This window comes from Methylophaga sp. UBA4204, assembly GCF_002379485.1.
Taxonomy (GTDB): Bacteria; Pseudomonadota; Gammaproteobacteria; order Nitrosococcales; family Methylophagaceae; genus Methylophaga.
This window is the reverse complement of record NZ_DFTU01000034.1, coordinates 6,189-7,513: the sequence shown is the minus strand read 5'-3', so window position 1 is coordinate 7,513 and position 1,325 is coordinate 6,189. Positions and strand designations below refer to the sequence as shown.

Here is a 1,325-nt window from a genome sequence, read left to right as displayed (position 1 = left end):
ATTGGAAACTGTTTATAAGCCGGGTTATTAATGCAGCTTTTGCGGAGCAGCCAATGTGAATGCCGGGATATCGACCGCAAAGCGGCTGCCACTGTCATCCATCATATTGTAATGGCCCTGCATCATACCGACTGGGGTATCCAGCATCGCCGCACTGGTGTAGGTAAATGTTTCTGTTGGCGCCAGATAAGGATGCTGACCAACCACGCCATCACCTTCCACTTCCTGTTCATGACCATCGCCACCAGTGATTTTCCAGTAACGTGATAATAACCGCGCTGGCGTATCGCCCTCATTGGTAATGGTAATGGTATAGGCAAAAAGATATCTTGCTCTGGCCGGATCAGATTCATGATCCAGGTAAGTGGTTTCAACGTTCACCATAATGTGGTTTTTTTTATCGGTCATGGTCAACATTATACAACGCTTTTCGAGCCAACAAACGTGCTCCACGGAGTCCCACATCAGGATTGTTGATCAAATACACCGGTATCTGCTCCAGCACCCCACGCATCCTGCCTTTCGCCAGAAACGACTGCATGAAAAAGCCCTGTTCAAATAAGGCCAGATTCTTTACCGCAATACCTCCAGCGACAAAAATTCCGGCTCTGGGCAAGGTCATTAGCGCCAGATTACCCGCCTGAGCTCCGTAAATCTGCATAAATAACTGCATGGCTTTTACTGCCGCAGGATCTGTTTCTTGCAGAGCAGACTGACTTATCTGTTCTGCCGTTAAATTCAATGTCGTGTTGTCACCTTGCTGTTCGGCAATAAAATGGTACAGCATAACCAGGCCGGAGCCTGATAATACCCGCTCGTAGGAGACATGCTCAAATTGTTCAAACAGTTTATTCAATAAAGCGTGCTGTTGGGTGTCCTGAGCAGCAAAGTCGGTATGCCCGCCTTCTGTTGGCCATACCCGCCAGCTTTTATGGAGAGGTGACAGAATAGCCTGCCCCAACCCGGTACCTGCACCAATGACTGCTCGTAATGATTTGGCTTCCGGCTTACCTTGCTGCAGCACAATGAGATCATTCTCTTCAAGTTCACCGATACCATGACCCACCGCGGCAAAATCATTGACCAGGCAAAGCTCAGCAAGTGGAAATTGCTGCTTCAGCTTATCGCTATCGATGATCCAGGGTCGATTCGTCAGTTGCACTCGGCGTCCACTTAACGGTGCTGCCACGGCAAAACATGCGCTACTGACTGGCAGAAAATCGACGGCTACAGTAGATAAAAACGCTGTCAGCAGACTTTCAAAATCAGCATAATCATCATTTTCCAAACGTTGTTGCAGAATAATTTCACCTTCGAGGTGACTG

At 48.2% G+C, this 1,325-nt stretch carries 2 protein-coding genes; both read right to left on the bottom strand.

Annotation, left to right across the window (positions count from 1 at the left end):
* Positions 1-27 precede the first annotated feature (27 nt).
* Entirely contained in the window at positions 28-408 is a 381-nt protein-coding gene (gene apaG / locus B3182_RS04420) for a Co2+/Mg2+ efflux protein ApaG (RefSeq protein WP_014708098.1), read from the bottom strand.
* A partial coding sequence (gene glk, locus B3182_RS04415; protein WP_292751704.1) for a glucokinase occupies positions 398-1,325 on the bottom strand: 928 nt, incomplete at its 5' end. The genes glk and apaG, both read right to left, overlap by 11 nt.

What these genes read in the sequence shown, in the direction of transcription:
- apaG (WP_014708098.1), bottom strand. Translation starts at nt 408, where the DNA reads ATGACCGATAAAAAAAACCACATTATGGTGAACGTTGAAACCACTTAC.